This is a genomic window from Ruegeria sp. CDSA033 (assembly GCF_059612305.1).
In genome coordinates, this window is record NZ_JBXWQI010000003.1 from 148,691 (window position 1) to 174,373 (window position 25,683).

Below are 25,683 nucleotides of genomic sequence, written 5' to 3' on the forward strand. Positions count from 1 at the left end.
GGTTGAAGTGTATCGCGCGAAAAGGAAATGGCAAAAGCAATGAGCGGACAAAAACCTGTGACCCCCTCTCCGGACGGGCTGGCGGCCTCGGTCAAAGCGGCCAAAACCAGGGGTTTACCCCCTGTTCACCTGTGGAATCCTCCGTTTTGCGGCGATCTGGACATCCATATCGCAAAAGATGGGTCTTGGACTTATTTAGGGTCGCCGATCAACCGGTTCGAGCTTGTGAAGCTTTTTTCCTCAATTCTTAAGAAAGAAGACGGGAAATACTACCTTGTGACCCCGGTGGAAAAGGTGGGAATCACTGTCGAGGATGCGCCCTTTGTGGCCGTGGATTTTGACGCGACAGGCGAGGGTCAGGCCCAAGTACTGACATTTACGACCCGTGTTGGTGATACCGCGATAGCTGGTCCTGATCACCCGATCCGGATTGTCATCGATCCCGAAACAGACGAGCCGTCACCTTACGTATTGGTTCGCGCAAATCTTGAGGCGCGCTTAGATCGCAAAAGCTTTTATCGTCTTGTGGACATCGCAACGCACAAAGACGGCTGGTTTGGCGTCTGGTCCGGTGGGCAGTTTTTCCCGCTTGTCCGGTCAGACAGCCTGACCGACTAGGCCGGTTTTGCGACCCGACGATCCTGTGCCAGAACAACAGCCATCGCGACAACCCCTGCGCCCAGCGCACGGGTCCAGTTCCACTCTTCGCCCAGCACCAGCATGATCAGCATCACGTAGAAGGGGGCGACATTGATGTGAAAGGACGTAAGCGCGACGCCCAGTTTGCCAATCGATGCGACAAACAGGATCTGGCTGAGCGCCATGGAAATCAGCGAATAGATCGCCAGCATCCCAATTTGACGCGTGTCGATAGAAATGGATGGCACGATATCCATGCCCAGATGATGTGCTCCGGCCATCAGGATGGTTGCCATGAAGAACCCGCCAACAAATGTGACCGCTGCGCGCCCGGTCTGGCTTAATTCGGGGAAATCTCGCGAGGTTGCCTGGCTACCCCAGCAAAACAGTGCTGTCGCTGCAACGGCACAGGCCGCGCCCAAACCCAACTGTGCCGGGGCGACGGCGCTGGTGGCGATCAATCCGCCCACTACCGAGATCAGAACCCCAACAGCAAAATTCCACTTGAGTCGCCGAGTACCAGACGCAAGTTCCAGCAGTGTCGCAATCAATGGCGCGCATGAGGCAATAATGGCCGTTGTGACCGGGTCAGTCAGTTTTTGCGCCACGATCAGCAGAAACATCCCCAGACCAATGCCAAACCCGCCGACAACAAACGCATGTCCCCAACGGGCGCGCAGAACCCGTTCCGGGCCATCTATCATGACCCAAATCGGGAGTAGAAACGCAACAGCCATGGCCATGCGCGCAACCAACAGCGCAACTGGCGGCCATGTCTGCAACAACACCTCGGCCGCCGGAAACCCAGCCGCCCACGTCAGCATGGACGCCACTGCCAAGCCGTTGCCGGACAAGGCCGAATTTTGCCCGGCAGACGCAGAAAGGGCGTTCCCGCGCGCGGGGTCTGGGCTCATCGCCATTATGTTCGAACCTTTTGTTGGCACGGCGTTCTGAAATGATTCGCCGCGTTGCCCTGACCCTCGCTGATTCAGTCAGCCCGATCTGGTCGAATTTCGACAAACTGTCGTTTTCAGTCTCTTTCGTTGAAATCGCCTCGCGGATAAGGTCAGCGCACCAGCTAACCAAAGGCCTCCGATGCCAAAATTCGCAGCCAATATCTCTCTGCTCTTTGCCGAGCTTCCCTACCTGGACCGGTTTCAAGCCGCTGCAGAGGCCGGGTTCAAGGCGGTCGAGATTCTGTTTCCCTACGAACTGGCCGCCAAAGAGACACACCGCGCGTTGCTGGCCAACGGTTTGGATCTGGTGCTGATCAATGCACCCCCACCCAATTACACCGGCGGCGATCCCGGTTATGCTGCTGTTCCCGGTGGTGAAGGCCGGTTCCAGTCGGATATCCGCCGTGTTTTGCGCTATTCTCAGGTGCTGCGCCCGGGGCTGATCCACATCATGTCAGGCTATTCCTCTGGGTCTGATGCGTTTGAGTGCATGGTTCGCAACCTGCAATGGGCGGCCGACCTTGCACCGCAACAGCAGTTGACGATCGAACCGCTCAATCCCCTGTCTCAGCCCGATTACTTCCTCGACGATTACAACCTGGCTGCTGATATCCTGGACCGTGTCGATCGCCCAAATGTCGGCCTGCAATATGACAGCTTTCACGCCCATATGATCCACGGGGACGCGCTGGCTGTTTGGGAACAGTTTCACCCATGGGTCGTACATGCCCAGGTCGGAGCCGCCCCGGACCGCTCTGAACCGGGACGCGGTCCGACGGATTTCGCTCAGCTTTTTAATGCTATGACGGCGTCGGGATATTCCGGTTGGGTTAGCGCCGAATACACACCGTCAACATCCAGAACCGTGCATTCACTGGACTGGATGTGACGCCAGATTCCCTATTCCGTCTGGCAATCAGGGGGAAAACATCTAAAACCGGGGCATCGCGACCTTAAGGATGCTCGAAATGATCCCTGCCCGCTTGGCCCACGCTGTATTCGGACTGATCATGTCCGGCCTCATGTCCTGTATCGTCACTGGCATCGCCACGGTCAAAGCTGTCGGTTTCGGACCGTCCACATTTGGTGACTGGATGGGTTCCTGGGCTTTTTGCTGGCCCATCGCCTTCGCCGTCATCCTGACCCTTGGACCAACAGTAAAACGTATGGTCGAGGGCTGGGTCAGACCGCAGGACTGACCCGCTGCAAAGAGGGCCCGTCGGGCCTGATGAGCAGCGCCCTAATGCGCCTCGGCCCAGTTCGCACCCTGCCCGGCATCCACGCTCAGCTTTACATCCAGCTTCACCGCCGGATCAGATGCGCCTTCCATCACGTCGCGCGCGACATCGATCAAAGGGTCCACCGCATCCTCGGCGACTTCGAACAGCAATTCGTCATGCACCTGCAGCAGCATCTTGGCTGGCAGACCATTGATCGCATCTGGCATCCGCACCATCGCGCGCCGGATTACATCCGCCGCCGTTCCCTGAATCGGTGCATTGATCGCCGCCCGGCGCGAGAAGCCCGCATGAGGCCCTTTGGCGTTAATCTCAGGTGTATGGATTTTACGTCCGAACAAAGTCTGCACATAGCCATGCTCTTTGGCAAAGGCGACAGTGTCGTCCATATACTTGCGAATACCCGGGAAGCGTTCGAAATAACGGTCGATGAACCCCTGTGCCTCGGCACGCGGGATGCGCAGATTGCGCGCCAGCCCAAAGCCAGAAATGCCGTAGATTACACCAAAGTTGATCGCCTTGGCCTGACGCCGGATATCCGGCGTCATCTCGTCCAGCGGCACATCGAACATTTCGGACGCGGTCATGGCGTGAATATCCAAGCCATCCGAAAACGCCTGTTTCAGGGCCGTAATATCAGCGATATGCGCCAGAATGCGCAGCTCGATCTGGCTGTAGTCGAGGCTGACCAGCACATTGCCCGGCTCGGCGATAAACGCCTCGCGTATACGGCGACCTTCCTCGGTGCGCACGGGGATGTTTTGCAGATTCGGATCGGTCGAGGCCAAACGCCCGGTGTTGGCTCCGGTGATTGAATAAGACGTATGCACCCGGCCGGTGTCGGGATTGATATGGGTTTGCAGCGCGTCGGTGTAGGTCGATTTCAGCTTTGACAGCTGCCGCCAATCCAGCACGCGACGCGGCAATTCATGCTCGGTCGCGAGGTCTTCAAGAATATCAGCCCCGGTCGAATATTTCCCGGTTTTCCCCTTTTTGCCACCTTCCAGACCCATCTTGTCGAACAGAATCTCACCCAGTTGAGCGGGGGAACCGACGTTGAAGTTCTCGCCGGCCAACTCGTGGATTTCAGCCTCTAATCCAGCCATTTTCTGGGCAAAAGCATTGGACATCCGGCTCAGCACATCGCGGTCGACCTTGATGCCGTGCATTTCCATCTCGGCCAAAACCGGCACCAATGGACGTTCGAGCGTCTCATATACCGTTGTCACCTGCACCTGATGCAGTTGCGGTTTGAACAGCTTCCACAGGCGCAGAGTTATATCGGCATCTTCAGCCGCATAGGCGGTCGCCTCATCAATCGGCACCTTGTCGAAAGTGATCGCCGATTTACCCGAACCCAGCAGCGGTTTGATCGGGATCGGCGTGTGGTTCAGATAGCGTTCGGACAAGGTATCCATCCCATGCCCATGCTCGCCGCCATGCATCGCGTAGGACATCAGCATTGTGTCATCGATTGGCGCAACATTCACGCCATAGCGGGCGAAAATCTTGGCGTCATACTTCATGTTCTGCCCGATCTTCAGGATCGAAGGATCCTCTAGCATCGGTTTCAGCAGCTTCAGAGCCTCATTTATGGGCATTTGCCCCTCGGCCAGCGCGTCTGAACCGAACAGATCGTCGCTGGCGCTTTCGCGGTGGATCAGCGGGATGTAACACGCCTCGCCCGGCTCAACTGACAGAGAGATGCCGACCAGATCAGCTATCATTTCATTCAGGCCAGTGGTTTCCGTATCCACGGCGATCCAGCCGCGCTCATACGCCTGATCGATCCATTTTTGCAGCGCACCCGCATCCCGTACGCATTCATATTTTGACGCATCAAAGGGGATAGCTTCAGCTTCGACCACCTCAGCAGCCGGCGCAGGCGCATCGGCAATCGCTGGCGCTTCGGCACCCAACTTGTCCGCGATCCGTTTAGTGAGCGTGCGAAACTCCATATCTGCCAGAAAACCCAGCAAGGTGTCAGGTTCGGGATCTTTCACCTCAAGATCGTCCAGCGTGAAATCCAGCGGTGTGTTCTCGTCCAGTTGCACCAGTTTCTTCGACAGCTCGATCTGGTCGCGCTTTTCGATCAGAGTCTGGCGGCGCTTGGGCTGTTTGATCTCTTCCGCTCGGTCCAGCAGTGTTTCCAGATCACCGTATTCGTTGATCAGCAGGGCGGCCGTCTTGACCCCAATGCCTGGAGCCCCGGGAACGTTATCGACGCTGTCGCCCGCCAGTGCCTGCACATCAACCACACGTTCAGGGCCAACGCCGAATTTCTCAATCACACCATCGCGGTCGATGCGCTTGTTCTTCATCGCATCCAGCATTTCGACACCGCCGCCAACCAGCTGCATCAGGTCCTTGTCCGAGCTTACGATTGTCACACGCCCGCCCGCTTCACGCGCCTGCACAGCAAGGGTTGCGATGATGTCGTCGGCCTCGTACCCTTCCAACTCTTTGCAAGCGATGTTGAAGGCTTTCGTTGCTTCGCGTGTCAGGGGCATCTGCGGGCGCAGGTCCTCGGGCATCGCTTCGCGGTTGGCCTTGTAGAGGTCATACATATCGTTGCGGAACGTGTGCGAGCCTTTGTCGAAGATCACCGCCACATGGGTCGGTGCGTCCGGGCCAGCGTTCCCTTCAACATATTTCTGCAACATGTTGCAAAAGCCGGAAACTGCGCCAATCGGCAGTCCGTCCGATTTTCGTGTAAGCGGCGGCAGCGCGTGGTAGGCCCTGAAAATAAAGGCCGATCCGTCAATCAGATGCAGGTGACACCCTTTTCCGAAATTGCTCATGCGCGCGCTCCGTTCTGGTTGGAAACGGTTCTGCCACAGGCCCGCGCGGGTGGCCAGCAAAGAAGGTGATCAATCCACACAAGAGGCCGGAAAACTGTGCCGGAACGTCAACGCAGGCCGTCAATCACGCGACACGGAATTCCTGCCCGGTTCTGTCCCAGATCAGTCCCACACGCTCGGCGATGCCGTTCATCTGCTTGTGCAGCGACCGGTCGTTCAATCTGCGGCTCAACGTGCGCAAGGGAACAAGATTGCGCTCTCCGTAACCGTCGATCAGCAAAAACATCCGGCTTTGATTGCGCAGCCCGTAGACAATATTGGTCTCGTGAATATCGCGGGCAACAATCTGAAGCTGAAACAGTTTTTTGGCAAAGCTGTTCAGTTCATTCAGAACATCATCGCTCAGCGCTCCATCCTCGCACAGCTTCGCAAGGGGACGTGCGAGCTGTCCGTCATCGGATTCGATCCGTTCCACAATTATTGCCGGGCCAATATCGGTTTGCGCTATGCCAAAACATCGCGCCAAAGGCAGTTGCTCGATGTCGGTGCCGCTTTTCAGCGCCGCCTTCATCTCGCCCTCGATTTCTTTTAGCGCATTGCGGAATACAGAATCAGGCAGAAGCCGCCGGATCAACCGTTTCGCAAAGGATCGGTTGGGCCGTTTGCGCGGGCGCGTCACCTTTACCAATAAGTGGGACTGCCCTGGGCAGGCATACACGTCTCGATGTCCGCCACTGGCAATCGGGTCCTGATCGGACACCCGCAAAAGCTGCACTGCAAAAAGCATCCGGCCCCCGAATTTATTGCGCGTCGTGCTCCGACAGCACGTATTTACAATCGCAATACGGGCACTCGACCCAGCCCGTATCTTCGGGGATCTGCAACCAAACGCGCGGATGGCCCAATGCGCCTTCGCCGCCGTCACAGGCAACACGTGCGGTTTCGACGATCTTGGTTTCCGGTGCATCAAGTGTCACGGCTGGCGATCCTTCATTGGTTGTCGGCCTCGCGGGCATGCATTAGGTGCGTTTATGAGCGATGAGCAAACCGGGGGCAAGGGTCTCATGACCGATGCGGCAATCAGGATCGATGGACTGCGCAAGACCTATCGGGGTGGCAAGGGCCAGCCCGAGAAACAGGCGCTGAAGGGCATTGACCTGAGCATTCCACGGGGGTCAGTGTTTGGCCTGCTGGGCCCGAACGGGGCCGGTAAATCGACCTTGATCAACATTCTGGCTGGTTTGGTGGTGAAATCAGCGGGTTCCGTGTCGATCTGGGGGTACGATCAGGACCGCAACCCACGCCAGTCCCGCGCCGCGATTGGCGTGATGCCCCAAGAGCTGAACCTTGACCCGTTTTTCACCCCCCGCGGTGCGTTAGAGGTGCAGGCCGGTTTGTACGGCGTACCCAAGGCCCAACGCCGCAGCGATGAGATCCTTGAACTGGTCGGTCTCAGCGACAAGGCCGAATCCTATGCCCGCACGCTGTCGGGTGGCATGCGGCGGCGGTTGCTGCTGGCCAAGGCGCTGGTGCATCACCCCAAGATCCTGGTGCTGGACGAACCGACAGCAGGTGTGGATATCGAACTGCGTCAAATGCTCTGGACAAATGTGCGCAAGCTGAACGAACAGGGCATGACCATCATCCTGACCACCCATTACCTGGAAGAAGCACAGGAAATGTGTGACGAGATTGCAATCATCAATCACGGTGAGAAAATCGCGCAGGACAGCACCGCCAACCTGCTGGGCCGAATGGACAGCCGTACCATGGTCATCGTGCCCGACAGCCCGGTCGTCGATCTACCCTCAACCGAAGGTGTCGAGGCCGCCTTGCGCGACGATGGCAACCTTGTGCTGCAATATCGCAGCGCCCAGACCAACGCCGAGCAGGTTCTTGAAGCTGTCCGCGCAGCCAATATCCGCATCCGCGACGTCCGCACTGAAGAGGCTGATCTAGAGGATGTGTTCCTCGCCCTGACATCCAGCCGCTCCGAGGACGCCCCGGCGGCTGATCCGGATCAGCCGCGCCGGGGAATGCATAGGGTCAAGCTTTAGTCTCGGTCGATTCGGGCCTGATAGCAGTTGTTTCGCGCGGATCGGACATGGATATAGGCCACTTCTGGTCGGGCAAAGATATCTCTGACTTTTGCATCGATCTGATCCGTGGGCGTGATCGCCCCGGTGCCATAGACGATGCGGTCATCTGTGCCATAGCCCTTAATAAGGTAGTCAGGCGACGAGGTCAGGATCCCGGGCAGGTCTTGCCCTTCGTATCGCTCACAGGGTGCAGCACACAGAAAGATCGGCCCGGTTTCGGCATATGGGTGTGTCTCTAAAAAGGGCCTGTGGGCCAAGACCAGCATTTCTTCACCCTCGGGAATATTTTGCAAACAATGGCGACACGGGTTACCGGCACCCGCGGAAACGGCCCGTTCTGGCGTTGCGCCATAAGCATCCGGGTGACCGGCCTGAAGGGCGCGTACGTCGTCTGTGGGTAATGCGGTGATTTTAAACATTTTGGGTCTCCTTTTTCCCGACACTGCCGATCGGACCAAACCCAATCGACCCGTTTCCTGCGCAAAGGACTCGAAAAAGAACAAAACGTGAATATAATATGGAATCGTCATGTATGCCGAGCTGTCGATCACGTCGAATTTCACCTTCCTCACCGGGGCGTCCCACCCCGAGGAGTATATGGAGCGTGCCGTCACCCTGGGCCTGCCCGCCATCGCCATCGCTGATGACAACTCGGTCGCCGGGATCGTCCGCGCCCATACGCAGGCGCGTGAGATCACCCGCAAGGTGCGCGAACGGCTGGAGTGGGAGGCGCAGAACACCTCCATAGGCCCACCCTGCCCCGATCACATCCCCAAACCGCCCTCGTACCCGATCCACGCGGTGCCCCGTCTGATGCCGGCGGCACGGCTGATCTTTACCGACGCACCCACGGTTACCGCCCTGCCCATGAACCGGCAGGGCTGGGCCAATCTATGCCGCATCCTGTCCAAGGGCCGTCTACGCGCCGAGAAAGGCGACTGCATCCTGCACTTGTCCGACCTGCTGGAGTTTTCTGACGGTCTCCACCTGCTGCTGTGGCCACAAACGGCCCGGTCTCCGGGCGGCGCGGGCGGCTGGCGGACACAAGCGCAACAGCTGACGCGCCGCTTTGCCGGGCGGGCGCATCTGTTGATGCACCCCCGGTATGACGGCGCAGATGGCGTATATTTCTCTTTATTAGAGACTGAATCAAAGCAACTCGGCATCCCCACACTCGCCAGTTCCACGCCGATGATGCATCACGGCACGCGCCGCAAACTGGGTGATGTGCTGACCGCCATCCGCCTGCGCCGCAAGGTCGAGGCGCTGGGCCGCGAGGCGCTGGCCAATGGCGAACAACGCCTGCGGTCCGAGGCCGAGATGCTGCGCATCTTCAAAGGTTATGAGGGGGCCGTTGCCCGCGCGCATGAACTCAGCGAACAGCTCACATTCTCGCTGGACGAGCTGCGTTATGAGTACCCCAGCGAGGGCAGCGAGCAGGAAACCCCGACCCAACGCCTGCATCGTTTGGCGCATGAGGGGCTGAAATGGCGCTATCCGGCAGGCGCGTCCGAGAAGGCGAAAAAGATGCTGGCGCATGAGCTCGCCCTGATCGGCAAGCTGAAATACGAACCCTATTTCCTGACCGTCCGCGATATCGTTCATTTCGCCCGCTCGCGCGACATCCTCTGCCAGGGGCGCGGCTCGGCGGCCAATTCGGTGGTCTGTTTCTGCCTCGGCATCACCGAAGTCAGCCCCGAGATGGGCACGATGGTCTTTGAGCGCTTCGTGTCCGAGGCGCGGGATGAGCCCCCCGATATCGACGTCGATTTCGAACATGAGCGCCGCGAAGAGGTGATTCAGCACATCTATGACCGTTATGGCCGCCACCGCGCGGGCCTTTGCGCAACGGTCGTGCATTATCGCGGCAAACGCGCCATCCGCGAGGTTGGCCGCGCGATGGGCCTGACCGAAGATACGATCTCAGCGCTCTCATCTCAGCTTTGGGGCTTCTTCTCGTCTGCGGGGCTTGAGGCGGAACGGATGCGCGAGATTGGCCTCGACCCCGAAGATCGCCGTCTAAAACAGACTCTAATGCTGGTATATGAGATCGACGGGTTCCCCCGTCACCTCTCACAACATGTCGGCGGCTTCATCATCACCGAGGGGCGTCTGGACGAGCTTGTTCCTATCGAGAACGCCACGATGGAGGACCGCACGGTCATCTGCTGGGACAAGGACGATATCGACACGCTGGGCATCCTCAAGGTCGATGTCCTCAGCCTCGGGATGCTCACCTGTATCCGCAAAGCGTTCGATCTGATCGGCCAGCACCACCAGACCGGCTATACGCTGGCCACCCTGCCACCCGAGGACCCGGTGGTCTATGACATGCTGTGCAAAGCCGACAGCATCGGCGTGTTTCAGGTGGAATCACGGGCACAGATGAACTTTCTGCCCCGGATGCGGCCCCGCAATTTCTATGATCTGGTGATTGAGGTCGCCATCATCCGCCCCGGCCCCATTCAGGGCGACATGGTCCACCCCTATATCCGCCGCCGGAACGGAGAGGAGGAGGTCAGCTTCCCCTCGGACGAGTTGGGCGAGGTGCTGGGCAAAACGCTGGGCGTGCCGCTGTTTCAGGAACAGGCCATGCAGATCGCCATTGTCGGCGCAGGTTTCACTCCAGAACAGGCGGACCGGCTGCGCCGGTCTTTGGCAACCTTCAAGAAGCACGGCAATGTCAGCGAATTCCGCGCGCTGTTCCTGCGCGGCATGAAACGCAACGGGTATGAACAGGACTTCGCCGAACGCTGTTTTTCCCAGATCGAAGGCTTCGGCTCTTACGGTTTCCCAGAAAGCCACGCGGCCAGCTTTGCGCTGCTGGTCTATGCCTCGGCCTGGATCAAATGCCACCATCCAGGGATATTCGCCTGCGCCCTGCTGAATTCGCAGCCAATGGGGTTCTATGCCCCCGCCCAGATCGTCCGTGATGCGCGCGAGCATGGGGTTCAAGTGCGCCCGGTCTGCATCAATGCCAGCTTTTGGGACAATGTGATGGAACCTGACGGTCAGGGCGGGCTGGCGCTGCGGCTGGGCTTCCGCCAGATCAAGGGCCTCAGCGAGGAAGATGCCAGCTGGCTGACAGCCGCGCGCGGCAATGGCTACCATCAGGTCGACGATGTCTGGCGCCGTGCCGGTTTGGGACCATCGGTGATCGAACGGCTGGCCGAGGCGGATGCCTTCGCCGCCTGCGACCTGACCCGGCGCGAGGCGCTGTGGCAGGCCAAGGCGATTGCCACAGCCAAACCGCTGCCGCTGTTCTCGCAGGATCTGGAGGGTGAGGCGCTGGATGAACCCGAGGCTTACCTGCCGAAAATGACCTTGGGCGAGCAGGTGGTCGAGGACTACGTCGCCACCCGCCTCAGCCTACGGGCGCATCCGGTGGCCCTGCTGCGGCATCTGCTGACGCCCAAGCTGCGCGACAAAACCACCCCTGTCGCATGACTGCAGAACGGGATATTGCCCCTGAACAGAGTCGAAACCGGACCGCGCCAATGACCAGACCCACCCTGCCCCCACGCTTTCCCGCGACGCCAGATCAGATCAACGCGCAGGTCCGCGCCTTTTACGCCCGCGTGCGTGAGGACGCGACACTGGGACCGGTCTTCAACAAACATGTCCACAACTGGCCCGCCCATGAGGAAAAGATCGCCGCCTTTTGGCGCAACGCGATTTTGTTCGAGCGCAGCTATGACGGCAATCCGCAGCGGGTTCATATCGAACGTCCCGACGTAAAGCCCGAGTTCTTCGCCCATTGGCTGGATCTGTTCGAAGAGGTCGCGACGCAGACGCTGCCCCCTGAAACCGCAACACCGTGGGTCGCGCTGGCGCGCCGCATTGGTGTGGGAATGAAGGCCGGTGTTCAATCCGCGCGTCAACCCAAGGACGCACCCCCGATCCTGCGGTGATCCCGCGTCATAGCGGCCATGCAATGTTAGCGTTAAATTAAGGACTATGCGCGCAGCCAAAATGGGTTTACTCAAAGGCAAGCCACCCGCGCACTTGCGGTGTGATGGCACAGTCACAACACCGATACATCACCCGGGGCCACAAAGATGAGCACTCAGAACTCCACCCTCCGGGGACTCGGCTATGCGTTTTTGGGCTTTGCGGTCTTTGCCAGCCATGATGCATTGATCAAAGCGCTTGGCGGCGTCTACTCGGTGATGCAGATCATCTTTTTCGCCACGCTGTTCTCGTTTGTGCCGATGGCCGTCACGATTTTGACCGACCGGACAACCGGGAACTTTCTGCCCCATCACCCATGGCTGGTGTTGCTGCGATCTGGCCTGATGGTCACCGCGATGTCCTGCGCGTTCTATGCGTTTTCGGTTTTGCCGCTGGCCGAGGTTTATTCGCTGCTATTTTCCTTCCCGCTGATCGTGACAGTCCTGTCGATTCCCATCCTTGGCGAGGTAGTCCGCGCCCAGCGCTGGGCCGCAGTCGGTGTTGGTCTGATCGGTGTCCTGATTGTCCTTCGTCCGGGGGCGACCGACATCACCCTAGGCCATCTGGCTGCATTGACGGCGGCGTTCTGCAGCGCCTTTGCATCCGTGTTGGTGCGCAAGATCGGGAATGAGGAACGATCAGCCGTGCTGATCCTGTACCCCATGCTGTTGGCCATCGCGGTGATGAGCCTTGCACAGCCTGCCGTGTACCAACCACCATCCCTGCTGCATCTTGCGATGATGGCGCTGGTCGGTGTGTTCTCGGTCATCGCCCAGCATCTGATCATTCTGGCCTATCGTGCGGCACCTGCCGGAGTTATTGCCCCAAGCCAGTATAGCCAGATCATCTGGGCCACGATTTTCGGCATGGCTTTCTTTGGTGAACGCCCGGACGTCTGGGTTGCAGTCGGTGCAAGCGTCATTATCGCATCCGGCGTTTACGTGGTGTGGCGCGAAAGCAGAACCAACACGACCTCAGCCAACACGCCCGTCCTGCGGGTGCGGTCACCTCGGTCGGATACCGGGGCGTCACGGCCAGGGGAGTAAACGTCAAATTAAAAACGGCGCACCATTCCGCGCGCCGTTTTCAACCGCATTACGCGGATTGTCTCGTATTAGAGTCTTAGTAAACGACGACCGACCGAATGCTTTCGCCTTTATGCATCAGGTCGAAGCCGTGATTGATATCGTCCAGACCCATGGTGTGAGTGATCATCGGGTCGATCTCGATCTTGCCGTCCATGTACCAGTCGACGATCTTGGGCACATCGGTCCGACCCCGCGCGCCACCAAAGGCGGTGCCGCGCCACGAGCGGCCAGTGACCAGCTGGAATGGGCGGGTCGAGATTTCGGCCCCCGCAGGTGCCACGCCGATGATGATCGATTCACCCCAGCCTTTGTGCGCCGATTCCAGTGCTGTGCGCATCACGCCGACATTGCCGGTGGCGTCAAATGTGTAATCCGCGCCGCCTTTGGTCAGGTTCACCAGATAGGGCACCAAGTCGCCCTCAACCTCGGATGGGTTGACGAAATCGGTCATGCCGAACCTGGTCGCCATTTCGACCTTTGACGGGTTCAGGTCGACGCCGACGATCTGGTCCGCTCCGGCCAGACGTAGGCCTTGAATGACGTTCAGGCCGATGCCGCCCAGACCGAACACGATGGCACGGCTGCCAATCTCGACCTTGGCGGTGTTGATGACGGCACCGATGCCGGTGGTCACGCCACAACCGATGTAGCAGATCTTGTCGAAAGGCGCGTCCTCGCGCACTTTGGCCAGCGCGATCTCGGGCAGAACCGTGTGGTTGGCAAAGGTCGAGCAGCCCATGTAATGCAGGATCGGGTCACCATCCAAAGTCGTAAACCGCGAGGTTCCGTCGGGCATCAGGCCCCGGCCTTGGGTTTCGCGGATCGCCTGACACAGGTTGGTCTTGGGGTGCAGACAGTATTCGCACTCACGACATTCAGGCGTGTAGAGCGGGATCACGTGATCGCCCGGTTTCAGGCTGGTGACGCCCGGACCGACATCGACAACCACACCCGCGCCCTCGTGGCCCAGAATCGCCGGGAACAGGCCTTCGGGGTCAGCACCCGACCGGGTGAATTCGTCGGTGTGGCAGAGGCCGGTGGCCTTGATTTCGACCAGAACCTCGCCCGCCTTGGGGCCTTCGAGGTTCACATCCATCACTTCCAAAGGTTTGCCCGCCTGAATGGCGACGGCGGCACGGGTGCGCATGATCGTTGTCTCCCTGTCTTATTTGCCCCGACCCTGCGTCAATTGCAGGGTGTTTTCAACTGCGCTTTGGTGGCAGGTTGGCTAATTGTTTGATATTGCAGTAACGACATTGTCAGAAGGAGAAACGCCAATGCACCGATTTATTCCCGCGCTGGTCCTGCTGGCAGGCTGTGCTGAAACGACTGCACCTGTGGAAACACCTGCCTCAACGGACGCGCCGGTTGATCTGGCCTTTTGCCTGGGCGACGATTTTTCCGATTCCATCGGCCAACCGGTTTCGACCATTCAAGGCCAGTTGCCCGAGCGGTCGCGTATTCTGGGTCCTGATGACATTGCCACACAGGATTATCGCATCGACCGACTAAATGTTTTCGTGAACGGAGCCAGAATCATACAACGCCTGACCTGCGGGTAGTACACATTTTGGCAGTGCCTCATCAGCTCTGAACGGAGTTCGTTACTTCTCCGCTTCGAAGATGCGAACAACCCGAATACCTAGGTAAGGTATCCTGCGATCCAAAGTCGGGCGTATACGAGACGCAGGACGCAACCCATCCATGGCGGAATTGAACGCCCCGCCTTTGGCGACCACGCGTTCGCAAGAGCTTTGCTGTTTTGAGAGAGACAGGTAGGCACTATTTGTTGGCAAACCTAAATGCTCTTCCGTCCAGCAAGACAGGGTAATCTCATCAACATTGCCAGCCATATGGCGAACACCCCACGCATTGGCAGCGTCGAGGTCTCCAACCGGAACCGGAATTCGTCGGTTCTTGAGCGCAGGCAGTGATGCTTCGCGCCCGCGCAGATGCTCTGTCGCCCTTCTCGAAAAGTTCGCCTGATCAGCAGTCAGTTCGTCCCCTTGCGCGAACCTAGTTTCCGTCCCGGCGCGGGCGGCGTATTCCCATTCTGCCTCGGTTGGTAAACGATAAACCTCCTCGCCAACCAGCGAGTTCAACCACGCCGTATATTCCAGCGCATCCAGATACGACACATTAATCACCGGGTGGTCAGTGCCCAGGGTCACTTGGCCGTATAGCGTTTGCACGCTGTGCTCTGGCACATGTGAGCACCCACCGGCGTCAACGCAGGCCATCCATTCCGCATGCGTAACTTCATTGCGACCAATCGCATAGAGAATATCCATCTTTACCCGATGGCGAGGGTGTTCGCTGGGGATGATGTTGATCTTATCTGGCCCACGCACGCCAAGATAGCCGTCCTTGCCGTAAAACGTGAATGGATTGCGGGACTCACCGGGGATGGCCCCCATCATGAATGAACCGGGTGGCATGACGATCATTTCGGGGCAATCTTCACATTCCTGAAAACGCTCAAGCGGGTTTCCGATAGGCCCCCTCGTCGGCGTGGCACTTTCTGCCGCGACCTTCGCGATAAATAGCGCTCCCCAGATCACAAGCAATGAAACGGAAAGAAGTGCCACACGATAGAAAATCATCTCTTTTATAAAATCCTGAACGGGGGTGAACTGCGCCCATTGGCTGGCAAATTTGAATCACGCCATAGGGCGAATTGCAACTTGATCACCGCCTTTGTCGGCTGAATCGCTCTCGACTCAGTAGGTGATTCCGCGATAAGAACAAAGTAAGAACATTTGATGTCTGCCGATGCCAAAACGCCGAATACTCTCACTGTGGTTCCCCCGTCTGGGGGCTGAACGGCTGATCCGTGCCGCGCGGGGGCTGCATGTTGGCCCTTTGGCCGTCGTTGCGGAACAGTCGAACATGCAGGTGATCACCTCGCTGAACGCAGAAGCGCAGGCCGCAGGTCTGCGTGCGGGGCAGCCCGTGCGTGATGCCCATGCCATGTGCGCGGCCCTGATCACGCGACACCGCAACGCCCCGGCCGAGGCCGCGTTTCTGACCGCGCTGCGCCGCTGGGCCGGCAAGTTCAGCCCATGGGTGGCTGAAGAGGCCCCGGATGGTCTGATCGTCGACCTGTCAGGCTGCACGCATCTGTTTGGCGGGGAAGAGGCGCTGCTGAGCGTCATTGAAACTGACTGCGCCGATATGGGGCTGAACGTTCAGATGGGTATCGCCGACACGTTGGGCGCGGCCTGGGCGCTGGCGCGTTATGCGGGGCAAGAGGCCACGTCAGACCGCAACGGCGACGCCATCAGCCAAGAGGCACGCGCCACCCGTGCCCGGGCAGGTAAGCGGCGGCATTGGACCAAGGGCGGGGCTGCACCGCAGGTGATGGCCCTGGGCGGTGGCGCGCGGATCGCGGCGCCGGGCCAATCCTATGGCGCGCTCAGCCCCCTGCCGATTGCGGCGCTGCGGCTGGAAGATCAGGTCGTGGCCCAACTGAACCGGCTGGGCCTGCGCCGGATCGGCGATCTGCTGGGCCAACCCCGGGCTTCTCTCGCCCGACGGTTCGGGCGCGGGCTGGTGATGAGACTGGACCAAGCGATGGGCAGCGCGCCCGAACCGGTATCCCCCGCGCGTCCGCCGCATCACTTTGCGGTGCGGATGACCCTGCCCAACCCGATCGGGTTGATCGAGGATGTGATGGCCGCCATCGACCGGGTGTTGCCCACGCTGTGCACGAAGCTGGAAGAGAAGGCGCGTGGCGTCCGCACCCTGCGGCTCGAGGCGCATCGCGCCGATCAGGCGGCCGAGATCATCGAGGTTGGTCTGGCCCGTCCAACCTATGACAAACACCGCATTCGCCCTTTGTTAGAGATGAAAATCGACAAAATAGACGCAGGCTATGGCATCGACATGCTGCGGCTTGAGGCAATCCAGACCGAGCCCATCCACTCCCGCACCGTGGCCGGTCACGCCGAGGCGCGCCGCGTAGCTCGCGCGCGGCTGGAGGGCAATACAGCCGTAGATGATCTGATCGGCAAACTGGGCGCGCGGGTCGGGCTGGAGGTGATCACACGCCGCCATCCGGCCGCGTCGCATATCCCCGAAAAAACGGCACAGACTTTGGCGGCAGCATGGTCTGACCCCGCGCGCGACTGGCCCGCCCCACCGCGCCCGCGCCCCTTGCAGATGTGGCAGCCCGAGCCGGTGATGGCCGCCGAAGCCCCGGACGTGCCTAGTGCCTTTCGCTGGCGCGGGCGTGACTGGCAGTTGGCGCAAGCCACCGGCCCGGAACGGATCGCGCCGGAATGGTGGCTGGATGACCCCAACTGGCGCAGCGGCGTGCGAGACTACTGGGTGGTGGTAACCGAACAGGGCGAGCGGCTGTGGCTGTTTTACGGCCATGGTGGCACCATGTCGGCGGGCTGGTTCTGTCAGGGGCAGTTTGGTTAGAAAACTTGATTAGAGTCTATTTTCCGCGATAGATCAGCCAATCCGGCAAATAGTCCAGCAAACGGATCACCCAAGAGAACGGTGCCGGGAAATCGGTGCGGAACCGGCGGCGCGACATCGCCCTGACCACCCGGTCCGCCGCGTCCTCGGGTGTCATCAGCATCGGCATCTTGAACGTGTTCTTTTCGGTCAAGCGGGTCTTAATGAAGCCCGGATTGACGATCCGAACAGTTACCCCCGTGCCGGCCAGATCAAATCGCATCGTTTCAGCCAATGAGACAAGCGCCGCCTTGCTGGCCGCGTATCCGACAGCAGCCGGAAGCCCGCGATAGCCAGACAAAGACCCGATCAGGGTAATGTCGCCCTGTCCGGCCCGTAGAAACCCTGGCACCGTCTCACCCAACACGCGCAGCGCGCCAAGGTAGTTCACGTCTGTCATGGACAGAACAGCTTCGGTATCCCAATCGGCCGATTTCATAGGCTCGTAGGCACCGGCATTGTAGACCAGCCCATCCACCACGCCGACATCTGCAACGGCCCGGCGCACAGCCGCCAGATCGGTCACATCAAACGGCACCGCCCGCGCGTTCGGAAGGGTTTTGCAAATCTCGGCCAATCGCGCCGCATTGCGCGCCGAGAGGATCAGTTTTGCCCCCTGTCGGCTTAGCGCCTGGGCCAAAGATCGGCCAAGCCCCTCACTGGCGCCAACGATCCAATAAGTTTTTCCGTCAAAACTGCTCATGCTTGGGCCATCCGGACTGTCGGGTACATATGGCCCGGACATTGGTTTCGTGTTGTTTCAGACAATTTAAGGATTTTACGGATCGGCAACAAAGCTGGATCAAGTTAACGCTAAAAAAACCAGGCAAGACATCACGATGTAACGCACGTTCAAAAAAGTCCAACGTGATTGATCCGTACCCGCATCTGATGCGTAATCCTTTTAAATTGCCGAACTAAGGGGATCACATGTTCGACGAACCAAGGGGCGCACGCAAGAAAATCGCAATTGTAGGTGCAGGAATATCAGGCCTATCCGCAGCTTACTATCTATCCGAAGACAATGATGTAACGGTCTATGAGGCCGAGCCAAGACTGGGCGGCCATGCCCGAACGGTCATGGCTGGTAAAAACGGTGATCAACCGGTCGACACCGGTTTTATCGTGTTCAACTATTCCACCTACCCCAACCTGACCAAACTGTTCGATGAATTGAACGTTCCCGTGATCAAAAGCGAGATGAGCTTTGGCGCCACGATCGACAATGGTCGCCTCGAATACGGATTGAACAATCTGCGCACCCTGACAGCGCAAAAACGCAACCTGATGCGTCCGGCCTATTACAAGATGATTTCGGACATCCTGCGCTTTGGCAAAGAAGCCCCGGAAGCTGCCAAGAACAATGACACTACGATTGGCGAACTGATCGACGAACTACGTTTGGGCCACTGGTTCCGCCACAACTATCTGATGCCCATGTGCGGGGCGATCTGGTCTACCCCCGTCGAATTCATTGACCGCTTTCCCGCACGTTCGCTGGTGCAGTTCTTCCAAAACCATGCCTTGCTGGCCGGTGATCGGTCAAAGCAGCATCAGTGGTGGACGGTCAAAGGTGGTAGCATTGAATATGTCCGCCGGATCGAGGCTGCATTGCGCGCCCGCGGTTGCGAAATCCGCGTCGCCTCCCCCGTGCAGCATGTTCAGAGAGATGAACTGGGCGTGACCGTACTCAGCGAAGGCCAGGCTGACCTTTATGATGAGATCATCCTTGCCACCCATTCCGACCAGTCGCTGGCCATTCTGGGCGACAACGCCACACCCGAAGAAATTGCTGCCCTTAGCGCGATCAAATACCAGCCCAACAAGGCTGTTTTGCATTGCGATCCCGGTCAGATGCCCAAAAGACGGGCCTGCTGGTCCAGCTGGACCTATCGTTCGCAGGCCGGAAATGTCGGCGTTACCTACTGGATGAACCGGTTGCAGAACATTCCGGACAATGATCCGATGTTTGTAACGCTCAATGTTGCGGCGGATATTCCCGCAGACAAAATCTATGACGAAGTCGAATTCGCCCATCCGGTTTTCGATCAAGCCGCAATGAAGGCCCAGGGGCAAATTCGCGACATGCAGGGACAGAACAAAACGTGGTTTGCCGGTGCATATAACCGGCATGGTTTTCACGAAGACGGGATTGCCAGCGCGATGCATGTTGTCGCGCAGTTGAATGGCACCCCGCAAACCATCGGAGCTGACAATGGCATTGCCAAAAATGACCCGGTCATCCCTGTCGCGGCCGAATAGCTCGGTCTGGTGCGTCGCTCTGCTGTCGCTGACCTTGCTGGCCCCAGTGGGGCTGGAAGCGTCAACCGTGTCGAACGAATTGCCGAACGCCGAACTGCGCGGGTCCGCCACGTTCCGTTACCTTGGCCTGCCGATCTATGACGCAAAGCTGTTCACGCCAGGCGGTGCCCCGTTCAGTTGGAGCGATGATTTCGGATTGCAGCTGACCTACCGCAAGAACCTCAAGCAGAAGACTCTGGTCGAATCCACGCTGGATGAGATGACACGGCAAGGAAACAGCGGGCCGACACAAGCCCAGCTCGAGCAGTGCTTTCAGGCTGTCAGCAAAGGCGACAGCTATCTGGCCATCTCGGAAGGGCCGAACAAGGTTGGTTTCTGGCGGAACGGGCGCAAAACCTGCACCCTGTCCGGGCCAGGCGTCAAAAAGACATTCATGACGATCTTTCTGGGAGACAATACCAGATCCGCAAGCTTTACGCGGCAATTGAAGGGCCAGTGATGCTGTATCCCCGGGTCAGCCTCTATGCGCTGATGCTCGCAGCGGCGGGTATTCCCCTCTATATCCACCTGCCGCGTTTTGCTGCGGTTAACCTTGGGATTAGCCTTGGGGTGATTGGAACGGTACTGCTGTTGATCCGACTTGTGGATCTTGTGCAAGACCCGCTGATAGGCTGGGCGATTGACCGATGGCCGAAGAGTCAGTTGGCGTTCGCCGCCATGGCCGCTGTTGGGCTGGCGGTCGGCTTTCCGCTTCTCTTTGCCTTGCCACAGGGCGCAAGCGTGACATCGCTGATCCTGATCCTGATCCTGCTGTTCTCGGCCTACAGCCTCGGGACCATCCTGCTTTACGGGCGCAGCGCAACCCTGGCCAAAACACCAGACGCAAAAGAGCTGATGACACTGGCAGCCTTCCGTGAAGGTGGACAATTGGCGGGGGTTGTCATTGCCGCGAGCGCGCCTGCACTGTTCGTCGCTTTAGGGGCCGGCGCGCAGGGATATCCCGCCTTTGGGCTGTTTCTGGGCGTCCTGTCGATCGTAACCATCGCGCTGACATTTCCAATGTGGCGGCGCACGCCGATTACTGGCGAGGGCCTGTCTTTCGCAGGGCTGGGTCAGGCCGGGGCATTGCGACTATTGGCGCTGGCGTTGGTAAACAGTTTGCCGGTAGCCATCACCTCAACCCTGTTTCTGTTCTTCGTCGAAGACAGGCTGCAATTGCCGGGCAAGGCGGGTCCCTTGTTGATCCTGTTTTTCCTCAGCGCGGGGGCCAGCGTTCCGCTTTGGGCCAAGCTCAGCAATCGCATTGGTCCAAAACAGACCCTAATCATTGCTATGCCGCTGTCTATTGCCAGCTTCATAGGTGCTGCGATGTTGCCGGCGGGTGAGCTTTTGGGCTTTGCTCTGATCTGCCTTGCCTCGGGTGCGGCACTTGGGGCCGATATGGTGGTCCTGCCGGCCATGTTCTCGGTCGTTTTGACCCGCGCCGGCCTGAACGCCTCAGCCGCGTTCGGCATCTGGTCCTTTGCGGGCAAGCTGAGCCTCGCGCTTGCCGCTTTCTTTACATTGCCCCTGCTGGAACGCAGCGGCTTTTCACCTGGCCAATCAAATTCCGCCCAAGCCCTGGAAACACTCAATCTGGCTTATGCGGTACTACCCTGCATCCTGAAACTTGGCGCGTTTGGCATGGTCCTGACGTTGCCCACGGAGGTCTCAGCCAAATGAAAACGCTTGTTGTTTTACTGTTCGCCGCTCTCGCTTTGTTTATTGCCAAGAACCGGTTCCTGAGCTTCCGGTCGCAAACACCGGCCGACTACAACGGCACTGGGCCTGCATTCAAAATGAAAGAGGTACTGAACGGAGAGATCCTGTCCGAGGGGCTGATCTATGGGCCGAACGGCAAGATGTCGAACAGCTTTGTCGCCCGTATGGTTGGGAACTGGGATGGCAACACCGGCACGTTGTCCGAGCATTTCACCTATTCCAATGGCAAACAGATGACACGTAAATGGTATCTGACGCTGGGCACCGGCAATACGTTCATCGCCACGGCGGATGACATCGTCGGTGAAGGTCATGGAACAATTTCAGGATCAACTGTCAAACTTACCTACCGCATTATTCTTCCTGAGGATGCCGGAGGGCACACTTTGGACGTCACCGACTGGATGTACCTGACCGAAAACGGTGTAATCATGAACCGGTCCGAGATGCGCAAGTTCGGCATCAAGGTCGCAGAGCTGATTGCCACGATGCGCCCCGCGCCCGAGGTTAAATCCGCACATGTCCCCAGTTCAAACGGCTATGATGCGGACGCAGAACAAAGGCCGCTGCAATGATCTCGCGTCGGGTCCTTGTTGCGGGCCTGGCAGTCGCCGGACTGGCCGTTCTGACTGCCTGTTCAGCCAAACCGCGCACTCCCAAGACCTTTCTATCTGATCGGCAATTGAACCTTGAAGAGTTTTTTGAGGGCAAGACCGTCGCCTATGGCCAATTTCAAGATGTTCTGGGCAATATCCCGCGCCGCTTTACGGTGGATATCGACGGAACGTGGGATGGTGAAATCCTGACCCTGGTTGAGGATTTCGTCTATGATGACGGCGCCACCGAGCAGCGTGTCTGGACGCTGACCAAAACGGGCGCGGACACCTGGACTGGCACCGCCCCCGGCGTTCTGGGCACCGCTACCGGGGTCGAACGCGGCGACACGTTCAACTGGACATACAAGATCGACCTGCCGGTCAAAGAGGGCACCATGCGGGTCAACTTTGACGACTGGATGTGGATGCTGGACGATGACCGTCTGCTGAACCGAGCCTATGTCTCGCGATATGGCGTCCGGCTGGGCGAGGTTATCCTGTTCTTTGAGAAGAAATAAGCTAGCAAAAGAAAAGGGCAGGTCCGGAGATCTGCCCTTAAACTTTGTAGTTCAGCTCAACTTAGAAGTTGAACTGAGCACCGAAGTCAGCGCGGATGCGCCCGTCTTCGTCACCCGTTTTGATTTCGCCGATACCACCACGCAGCGATGCACCGCCGCCCAGGTCGTAGATGGCGCCAATACCGATATTACGGGTATCGTTGTCAGCGGAACCGTCACCGTAAGCAAACTGCAGGGTGGTTGCAGCGCCGAGGTCGTATGCCAGCGACAGACCGTATGCGGTGCCGTTCTCGGCGTCATCAACAACGTCATCGTCCGCAACAAACAGAGTACCCGAGAAGTCACCGAATTCTGCGCCCAGGGTCAGAACGGTCAGCGACTGCTTTTCGCTCGCGCTATTCACGTTCGCCTTGGTCTGACCATAGGCCAGTGCAGCGGTGATGTTGTTGAAGGTGTAAGTTGCGCTGATGTCCCAGCGGTCTGCGTCCTGCGCAACACCGTCAAAAGCAATCGTTGCCTGGTCATATGACGCGCCGAATGCGAAATCGCCAACTGCGTACTGGAAGAACACAGCATTCGCGCCTGAACCGGTCGAGGTGTACTCCAGGAAGCTGTAGTTCACGCCCGAATACTGACCCAGAAACTCTTCCAGGCCCGGTTCGTTACCGAAGTAGTTTGCCAGGTTGTCAAAGGAACCTGCAACGTTGCCCGCGTCAACACGCAGACCACCGTAGATGACCGAGAAGCGTGCGCCGTTCAGGCCCGCGCTGTTCTGTTCGCCGTTGCCGGAATCATCATCAGCCTGCAGACGCACACGTGCCTGGAACTCAACGCCGCCATCGGTTTCTGCGGTGCCGTCGATGTTCAGGCGGAAACGCGAGACCAGGATGGTGTTGTCGGTGTCGACGTTCGCGGTGCCATCAGCGACGATGTCGCCGTTTGCGTCCGTGGTAAAGTTGTTAACAGTGCCGGTGCGATCTTCTTGGTAGCCAATACCAAAACGACCGTAGCCGCTGAATTTAACGTCGGCCGCTGCAACGCTTGCAGTTGCAATCAGAGCCGTCGATGCAATGAGAAGATTTTTCATGGTAAACCCACAAGTTTTGAGAGGAGTGCAGTCGCTATAGCGACTGCTGGCCTACTCGGACAAATTCCGAGCGTGCGCAATGGTTTCGCTGCATTTCATTCTGGGCAAGGTTGGTATTTGTTGCATCTTTGCAAATGCAGAATACCGCACGAAACCCAATTTCCTGAGTATTTACGTATGTTTCGCGATCAGCAGTGTTTCGTTACAAAAAGTTGATCAAAGAAATGCGACGATGCCCCTTTAAATGCCAAAAAACGTACATGTATGCAATTGAGACTTCCCGGGGTCTGACCCCACCTTCCGAAAATGGGCAGATTCGGGCAAAATCCCGCTCAAAACGGGTTCTGTGATGGGTAAATCGGATGATGAAACCCACCAATCAATTGCTGGTGTAGAAGAAAGACAGCTTGCGGCTGACCCCACCTGGCGGCAGCGGAAAGGGCGAAGCCGCCTGTACTTGCGCCCTTGCGGCCCGGTCAACATCGGACGACCCTGAACTGTCGATGACATCGACCCAGGCCAGCGTGCCATCGGGATTGATTTCGAAAAACACCTTGGCGAATCCCCGGGCAGCAACAAATACCGGGGGTGCGCGGTTCAGGTGGACCAAGACCTCACCCGCATAATTGGTAGTGTCCGAATTGCCGGGGCCACGCCCGCCCGAACGGCTGCCACTACTGCCAGACGTGAAGGCATCCAACCCTTCCCGCCGATAGGCGTAAAGGGGCGATTCAACCACCTCTGACGGAAACTGCAACTCGCTGAAGTCGCGCGCGCCGTTCAGGGTGCCCCGCCGTTCCGGCGTTGGTTGCCGGTCGGGGCGCTGCGGCCGGATCGAAGACGCCACGGCCAGTTCCGTCACGTCTTCATTTGCTTCCCGGTCGGTTGGATCAACCGGATTATCCGGCTCAATCGCCTCGGACTCCAATGGGACAACAGGGATCGCGGCCTCGGGCGACGGGGTGACCGGCAGCGTCGCCAGCTCTTGCGGTTGGGGCGTTACGGGCTGGACTTCGGTCGCGACCTCTGGCTCGACCGCGACTGCCTCGGGGATTCCTTCGGGCACATCGGTTGCTGTTTCCGCCTCAACCGGCGGGGTTTCGTTGACATCTTCGCTGGCGGCGGCATCGCTTTCGGATGTGTTTTCGGTCTCTGCCACATCAGGCTCAACCGGTTCCGTGGCAGTCGGCTGAACCACTTCGGCTTCGCCGATATCAGGCGCGTAAACCTCTTGCGGGTTTTCAGACGCCACAAGTGCCTCACTGACCGGGATTTCCGGTTCCTCAGGCAGCCTTTCAACCGGTGGCTCTGGTGCCTCGGCCGGTTCGGGTTCAATCGGTTCGGCGACAACCTCGGCAAGATCCTCGAATGTCGTGCTTAGCTCAATTGCTTCAGGTGCTTGGCCGCCTGGCGCGTCTTCTGCAAGCCGCTGCCCGGTCACACTTAACCCCATCACGTGCAAAAACAGCGACACCAGAATGGCTGCCGCCGCAATCATAACCGACCGGCGGATCATTCCAGCGCCTTCTCGGTCACAACAAAGACGGAAGACGCGCCCAGACGGCGTAGCGCGCCGGTCACCTCGATCAGACGCGGGCCCGGTGCGTTTCGGTCGGGGACGATGCGCACGGCCTCCTCGGCCCCTTGGCCACGCATATGCGTTTCGGGGTCGGTTGGAATTCCACGATAGCTCAGCGTGCCGTCGGCGTGCAGGAGCAGCGCATCGGGAGGCTCGCGCCCTTCAAGGTCTGCCGTATTCACCAGCTCGAGATCCGGATCAAGCGGCGGAGCCAGCGTGCCGGTGAGCAGGAAAAAGATCAGCATCAGGAAAACGACGTTGATCAGGGCAATCGTCGAGTCGCGTCTGCGTTTGGGGCGCCTGTACTTGATCATTCCAGCACCAGAACGCTTAACCCGTCACGCCCGCGCAGCCGGACCAGAACGTCGATGACGCGCTGCGCCGTTGTATCCGGGTCCAAACTGACCAGAACCTGCCCGGCCTCCAATTGCGTTTCCAGATCAATGAGAGAGACCGTTTGCCCGTTCAGCACCAGCCGCTCTGACCCCAACTGCAGGAACAACCGCTCGGTCGTTGTCGCCGAAGTCGCGCTGCCGCCCACCGCGTTGCTCAGCTCGATCTCGCCATATTTGGAAAAGGTCGAGGTCAACATGAAGAACAGCAACAGCAGGAAAATCACGTCGATGAGCGGAGTCATCGACATG

Annotated in this window: 26 protein-coding genes; 14 read left to right on the forward strand and 12 right to left on the reverse strand. The window is 58.7% G+C overall.

Going from position 1 to position 25,683, the window contains the following annotated elements; genetic code table 11:
* Positions 1–39 precede the first annotated feature (39 nt).
* On the forward strand, positions 40–618 hold the full coding sequence (locus tag AC2FLA_RS05825) for a DUF1285 domain-containing protein (RefSeq protein WP_496721208.1): 579 nt from the start codon (positions 40–42) through the stop codon (positions 616–618).
* Here the strand turns inward: AC2FLA_RS05825 and AC2FLA_RS05830 are convergent.
* Complete coding sequence (locus tag AC2FLA_RS05830; RefSeq protein WP_496721210.1) at positions 615–1,553, reverse strand: DMT family transporter; 939 nt, start codon at positions 1,551–1,553, stop codon at positions 615–617. The genes AC2FLA_RS05825 and AC2FLA_RS05830 overlap by 4 nt on opposite strands.
* A gap of 181 nt (positions 1,554–1,734) precedes the next feature.
* On the opposite strand from AC2FLA_RS05830, the gene AC2FLA_RS05835 reads away from it, so the two are divergent.
* Together AC2FLA_RS05835 and AC2FLA_RS05840 are read left to right on the forward strand one after the other, a co-directional pair.
* Positions 1,735–2,484 carry a hydroxypyruvate isomerase family protein gene (locus AC2FLA_RS05835; RefSeq protein WP_496721212.1) on the forward strand — a complete coding sequence of 250 codons (750 nt, stop codon included), beginning with the start codon at positions 1,735–1,737 and terminating at the stop codon, positions 2,482–2,484.
* Positions 2,485–2,563: 79 nt separating this feature from the next.
* Positions 2,564–2,794, forward strand: coding sequence for a DUF2798 domain-containing protein (locus tag AC2FLA_RS05840; protein ID WP_082637211.1), 231 nt, complete (start codon positions 2,564–2,566; stop codon positions 2,792–2,794).
* A gap of 41 nt (positions 2,795–2,835) precedes the next feature.
* Here AC2FLA_RS05840 and polA read toward each other — a convergent pair whose 3' ends face one another.
* From polA to AC2FLA_RS05855, 3 genes are all read right to left on the reverse strand, one after another.
* Complete coding sequence (polA, locus tag AC2FLA_RS05845) at positions 2,836–5,634, reverse strand: DNA polymerase I (RefSeq protein WP_496721214.1); 2,799 nt, start codon at positions 5,632–5,634, stop codon at positions 2,836–2,838.
* Between the two features lie 124 nt (positions 5,635–5,758).
* On the reverse strand, positions 5,759–6,421 hold the full coding sequence (locus AC2FLA_RS05850) for a YrbL family protein (protein WP_496721215.1): 663 nt from the start codon (positions 6,419–6,421) through the stop codon (positions 5,759–5,761).
* A gap of 13 nt (positions 6,422–6,434) precedes the next feature.
* A complete protein-coding gene (locus AC2FLA_RS05855; RefSeq protein ID WP_082637212.1) occupies positions 6,435–6,611 on the reverse strand; it encodes a zinc-finger domain-containing protein in 177 nt (58 codons plus the stop codon).
* Between the two features lie 87 nt (positions 6,612–6,698).
* On the opposite strand from AC2FLA_RS05855, the gene AC2FLA_RS05860 reads away from it, so the two are divergent.
* Positions 6,699–7,691, forward strand: a complete 993-nt coding sequence (locus tag AC2FLA_RS05860; RefSeq protein ID WP_496721382.1) for an ABC transporter ATP-binding protein — start codon at positions 6,699–6,701, stop codon at positions 7,689–7,691.
* Here AC2FLA_RS05860 and AC2FLA_RS05865 read toward each other — a convergent pair.
* The gene (locus AC2FLA_RS05865; RefSeq protein WP_496721217.1) at positions 7,688–8,152 is read right to left on the reverse strand and encodes a DUF1203 domain-containing protein; all 465 of its coding nucleotides are present in this window, start codon (positions 8,150–8,152) and stop codon (positions 7,688–7,690) included. The two genes, AC2FLA_RS05860 and AC2FLA_RS05865, sit on opposite strands and share 4 nt — an antisense overlap.
* A gap of 109 nt (positions 8,153–8,261) precedes the next feature.
* Between AC2FLA_RS05865 and AC2FLA_RS05870 the strand changes: the two genes are divergently transcribed.
* From AC2FLA_RS05870 to AC2FLA_RS05880, 3 genes are all read left to right on the forward strand, one after another.
* Positions 8,262–11,180 (forward strand): error-prone DNA polymerase, encoded by a 2,919-nt coding sequence (locus AC2FLA_RS05870; RefSeq protein ID WP_496721219.1) that lies wholly within the window; start codon positions 8,262–8,264, stop codon positions 11,178–11,180.
* A 50-nt stretch (positions 11,181–11,230) separates the two neighbouring features.
* Entirely contained in the window at positions 11,231–11,644 is a 414-nt protein-coding gene (locus AC2FLA_RS05875) for a group III truncated hemoglobin (RefSeq protein ID WP_496721221.1), read from the forward strand.
* A 147-nt stretch (positions 11,645–11,791) separates the two neighbouring features.
* Positions 11,792–12,730 carry a DMT family transporter gene (locus AC2FLA_RS05880; RefSeq protein ID WP_108859980.1) on the forward strand — a complete coding sequence of 313 codons (939 nt, stop codon included), beginning with the start codon at positions 11,792–11,794 and terminating at the stop codon, positions 12,728–12,730.
* 76 nt (positions 12,731–12,806) lie between these two features.
* Here the strand turns inward: AC2FLA_RS05880 and AC2FLA_RS05885 are convergent, their stop codons facing one another.
* Complete coding sequence (locus AC2FLA_RS05885) at positions 12,807–13,919, reverse strand: S-(hydroxymethyl)glutathione dehydrogenase/class III alcohol dehydrogenase (RefSeq protein WP_496721224.1); 1,113 nt, start codon at positions 13,917–13,919, stop codon at positions 12,807–12,809.
* A 130-nt stretch (positions 13,920–14,049) separates the two neighbouring features.
* Here AC2FLA_RS05885 and AC2FLA_RS05890 point away from each other — a divergent pair, with 130 nt between their 5' ends.
* Complete coding sequence (locus AC2FLA_RS05890; protein WP_496721226.1) at positions 14,050–14,334, forward strand: I78 family peptidase inhibitor; 285 nt, start codon at positions 14,050–14,052, stop codon at positions 14,332–14,334.
* Between the two features lie 42 nt (positions 14,335–14,376).
* Here AC2FLA_RS05890 and AC2FLA_RS05895 read toward each other — a convergent pair whose 3' ends face one another.
* Positions 14,377–15,375: a formylglycine-generating enzyme family protein gene (locus AC2FLA_RS05895; protein WP_496721228.1), complete on the reverse strand. Its 999-nt coding sequence runs from the start codon at positions 15,373–15,375 to the stop codon at positions 14,377–14,379.
* A gap of 169 nt (positions 15,376–15,544) precedes the next feature.
* On the opposite strand from AC2FLA_RS05895, the gene AC2FLA_RS05900 reads away from it, so the two are divergent.
* The gene (locus AC2FLA_RS05900; protein WP_496721230.1) at positions 15,545–17,197 is read left to right on the forward strand and encodes a DUF6504 family protein; all 1,653 of its coding nucleotides are present in this window, start codon (positions 15,545–15,547) and stop codon (positions 17,195–17,197) included.
* Between the two features lie 16 nt (positions 17,198–17,213).
* On the opposite strand, the gene AC2FLA_RS05905 is transcribed toward AC2FLA_RS05900, so the two are convergent.
* Positions 17,214–17,939, reverse strand: a complete 726-nt coding sequence (locus tag AC2FLA_RS05905; protein WP_109313690.1) for an SDR family NAD(P)-dependent oxidoreductase — start codon at positions 17,937–17,939, stop codon at positions 17,214–17,216.
* Between the two features lie 227 nt (positions 17,940–18,166).
* On the opposite strand from AC2FLA_RS05905, the gene AC2FLA_RS05910 reads away from it, so the two are divergent.
* Genes AC2FLA_RS05910 through AC2FLA_RS05930 form a run of 5 tightly spaced genes read left to right on the forward strand, consistent with a single transcriptional unit; the run spans position 18,167 to position 22,373 of the window.
* Positions 18,167–19,498 (forward strand): NAD(P)/FAD-dependent oxidoreductase, encoded by a 1,332-nt coding sequence (locus AC2FLA_RS05910; protein ID WP_496721233.1) that lies wholly within the window; start codon positions 18,167–18,169, stop codon positions 19,496–19,498.
* Positions 19,452–19,997 carry a hypothetical protein gene (locus tag AC2FLA_RS05915; RefSeq protein ID WP_496721235.1) on the forward strand — a complete coding sequence of 182 codons (546 nt, stop codon included), beginning with the start codon at positions 19,452–19,454 and terminating at the stop codon, positions 19,995–19,997. The genes AC2FLA_RS05910 and AC2FLA_RS05915 overlap by 47 nt, the downstream gene beginning before the upstream one ends.
* Positions 19,997–21,220 carry an MFS transporter gene (locus AC2FLA_RS05920; RefSeq protein ID WP_496721237.1) on the forward strand — a complete coding sequence of 408 codons (1,224 nt, stop codon included), beginning with the start codon at positions 19,997–19,999 and terminating at the stop codon, positions 21,218–21,220. The genes AC2FLA_RS05915 and AC2FLA_RS05920 overlap by 1 nt, the downstream gene beginning before the upstream one ends.
* Positions 21,217–21,834 carry a DUF3833 domain-containing protein gene (locus AC2FLA_RS05925; RefSeq protein WP_496721239.1) on the forward strand — a complete coding sequence of 206 codons (618 nt, stop codon included), beginning with the start codon at positions 21,217–21,219 and terminating at the stop codon, positions 21,832–21,834. Before AC2FLA_RS05920 ends, AC2FLA_RS05925 begins: the two co-directional genes overlap by 4 nt.
* Complete coding sequence (locus AC2FLA_RS05930; protein WP_496721241.1) at positions 21,831–22,373, forward strand: DUF3833 family protein; 543 nt, start codon at positions 21,831–21,833, stop codon at positions 22,371–22,373. Before AC2FLA_RS05925 ends, AC2FLA_RS05930 begins: the two co-directional genes overlap by 4 nt.
* Positions 22,374–22,434: 61 nt before the next feature.
* Here the strand turns inward: AC2FLA_RS05930 and AC2FLA_RS05935 are convergent, their stop codons facing one another.
* The 4 genes from AC2FLA_RS05935 to AC2FLA_RS05950 form a co-directional block, all read right to left on the reverse strand.
* A complete protein-coding gene (locus AC2FLA_RS05935) occupies positions 22,435–23,460 on the reverse strand; it encodes a porin (RefSeq protein WP_496721243.1) in 1,026 nt (341 codons plus the stop codon).
* A 379-nt stretch (positions 23,461–23,839) separates the two neighbouring features.
* Positions 23,840–24,976: an energy transducer TonB family protein gene (locus tag AC2FLA_RS05940; protein ID WP_496721245.1), complete on the reverse strand. Its 1,137-nt coding sequence runs from the start codon at positions 24,974–24,976 to the stop codon at positions 23,840–23,842.
* Positions 24,973–25,353, reverse strand: coding sequence for an ExbD/TolR family protein (locus AC2FLA_RS05945; protein ID WP_496721247.1), 381 nt, complete (start codon positions 25,351–25,353; stop codon positions 24,973–24,975). The genes AC2FLA_RS05940 and AC2FLA_RS05945 overlap by 4 nt, the downstream gene beginning before the upstream one ends.
* Positions 25,350–25,682 (reverse strand): ExbD/TolR family protein, encoded by a 333-nt coding sequence (locus tag AC2FLA_RS05950; protein ID WP_496721249.1) that lies wholly within the window; start codon positions 25,680–25,682, stop codon positions 25,350–25,352. Before AC2FLA_RS05950 ends, AC2FLA_RS05945 begins: the two co-directional genes overlap by 4 nt.
* Position 25,683 lies beyond the last annotated feature (1 nt).

What these genes read in the sequence shown, in the direction of transcription:
- AC2FLA_RS05825 (WP_496721208.1), top strand. Translation starts at nt 40, where the DNA reads ATGAGCGGACAAAAACCTGTGACCCCCTCTCCGGACGGGCTGGCGGCC.
- AC2FLA_RS05830 (WP_496721210.1), bottom strand. Translation starts at nt 1,553, where the DNA reads ATGAGCCCAGACCCCGCGCGCGGGAACGCCCTTTCTGCGTCTGCCGGG.
- AC2FLA_RS05835 (WP_496721212.1), top strand. Translation starts at nt 1,735, where the DNA reads ATGCCAAAATTCGCAGCCAATATCTCTCTGCTCTTTGCCGAGCTTCCC.
- AC2FLA_RS05840 (WP_082637211.1), top strand. Translation starts at nt 2,564, where the DNA reads ATGATCCCTGCCCGCTTGGCCCACGCTGTATTCGGACTGATCATGTCC.
- polA (WP_496721214.1), bottom strand. Translation starts at nt 5,634, where the DNA reads ATGAGCAATTTCGGAAAAGGGTGTCACCTGCATCTGATTGACGGATCG.
- AC2FLA_RS05850 (WP_496721215.1), bottom strand. Translation starts at nt 6,421, where the DNA reads ATGCTTTTTGCAGTGCAGCTTTTGCGGGTGTCCGATCAGGACCCGATT.
- AC2FLA_RS05860 (WP_496721382.1), top strand. Translation starts at nt 6,699, where the DNA reads ATGACCGATGCGGCAATCAGGATCGATGGACTGCGCAAGACCTATCGG.
- AC2FLA_RS05865 (WP_496721217.1), bottom strand. Translation starts at nt 8,152, where the DNA reads ATGTTTAAAATCACCGCATTACCCACAGACGACGTACGCGCCCTTCAG.
- AC2FLA_RS05870 (WP_496721219.1), top strand. Translation starts at nt 8,262, where the DNA reads ATGTATGCCGAGCTGTCGATCACGTCGAATTTCACCTTCCTCACCGGG.
- AC2FLA_RS05875 (WP_496721221.1), top strand. Translation starts at nt 11,231, where the DNA reads ATGACCAGACCCACCCTGCCCCCACGCTTTCCCGCGACGCCAGATCAG.
- AC2FLA_RS05880 (WP_108859980.1), top strand. Translation starts at nt 11,792, where the DNA reads ATGAGCACTCAGAACTCCACCCTCCGGGGACTCGGCTATGCGTTTTTG.
- AC2FLA_RS05885 (WP_496721224.1), bottom strand. Translation starts at nt 13,919, where the DNA reads ATGCGCACCCGTGCCGCCGTCGCCATTCAGGCGGGCAAACCTTTGGAA.
- AC2FLA_RS05890 (WP_496721226.1), top strand. Translation starts at nt 14,050, where the DNA reads ATGCACCGATTTATTCCCGCGCTGGTCCTGCTGGCAGGCTGTGCTGAA.
- AC2FLA_RS05895 (WP_496721228.1), bottom strand. Translation starts at nt 15,375, where the DNA reads ATGATTTTCTATCGTGTGGCACTTCTTTCCGTTTCATTGCTTGTGATC.
- AC2FLA_RS05900 (WP_496721230.1), top strand. Translation starts at nt 15,545, where the DNA reads ATGCCAAAACGCCGAATACTCTCACTGTGGTTCCCCCGTCTGGGGGCT.
- AC2FLA_RS05905 (WP_109313690.1), bottom strand. Translation starts at nt 17,939, where the DNA reads ATGAGCAGTTTTGACGGAAAAACTTATTGGATCGTTGGCGCCAGTGAG.
- AC2FLA_RS05910 (WP_496721233.1), top strand. Translation starts at nt 18,167, where the DNA reads ATGTTCGACGAACCAAGGGGCGCACGCAAGAAAATCGCAATTGTAGGT.
- AC2FLA_RS05915 (WP_496721235.1), top strand. Translation starts at nt 19,452, where the DNA reads ATGGCATTGCCAAAAATGACCCGGTCATCCCTGTCGCGGCCGAATAGC.
- AC2FLA_RS05920 (WP_496721237.1), top strand. Translation starts at nt 19,997, where the DNA reads ATGCTGTATCCCCGGGTCAGCCTCTATGCGCTGATGCTCGCAGCGGCG.
- AC2FLA_RS05925 (WP_496721239.1), top strand. Translation starts at nt 21,217, where the DNA reads ATGAAAACGCTTGTTGTTTTACTGTTCGCCGCTCTCGCTTTGTTTATT.
- AC2FLA_RS05930 (WP_496721241.1), top strand. Translation starts at nt 21,831, where the DNA reads ATGATCTCGCGTCGGGTCCTTGTTGCGGGCCTGGCAGTCGCCGGACTG.
- AC2FLA_RS05935 (WP_496721243.1), bottom strand. Translation starts at nt 23,460, where the DNA reads ATGAAAAATCTTCTCATTGCATCGACGGCTCTGATTGCAACTGCAAGC.
- AC2FLA_RS05940 (WP_496721245.1), bottom strand. Translation starts at nt 24,976, where the DNA reads ATGATCCGCCGGTCGGTTATGATTGCGGCGGCAGCCATTCTGGTGTCG.
- AC2FLA_RS05945 (WP_496721247.1), bottom strand. Translation starts at nt 25,353, where the DNA reads ATGATCAAGTACAGGCGCCCCAAACGCAGACGCGACTCGACGATTGCC.
- AC2FLA_RS05950 (WP_496721249.1), bottom strand. Translation starts at nt 25,682, where the DNA reads ATGTCGATGACTCCGCTCATCGACGTGATTTTCCTGCTGTTGCTGTTC.